General features: G+C 39.5%; 1 protein-coding gene. It reads left to right on the top strand.

Going from position 1 to position 324, the window contains the following annotated elements:
- Positions 1-32 precede the first annotated feature (32 nt).
- The coding region (locus tag RDY34_RS10560) for a transposase (protein ID WP_308085716.1) at positions 33-324 on the top strand (292 nt) is incomplete at its 3' end.

The raw sequence follows: 324 nt of genomic DNA on the forward strand, positions 1-324 counted from the left end.
AGGGAAATTCAAATTAAGTTAGAATTATCCCTATGAGAAAAACTCGTCTAAGCCAGTATAAACAAAATAAACTCATTGAGCTATTTGTCGCAGGTGTAACTGCAAGAACAGCAGCAGAGTTAGTAGGCGTTAATAAAAATACCGCAGCCTATTATTTTCATCGTTTACGATTACTTATTTATCAAAACAGTCCACATTTGGAAATGTTTGATGGCGAAGTAGAAGCAGATGAAAGTTATTTTGGCGGACAACGCAAAGGTAAACGCGGTCGCGGTGCTGCCGGTAAAGTCGCCGTATTCGGTCTTTTGAAGCGAAATGGTAAGG

It is taken from the genome of Neisseria polysaccharea (assembly GCF_963392925.1).
GTDB classification, from domain to species: Bacteria; Pseudomonadota; Gammaproteobacteria; order Burkholderiales; family Neisseriaceae; genus Neisseria; species Neisseria polysaccharea.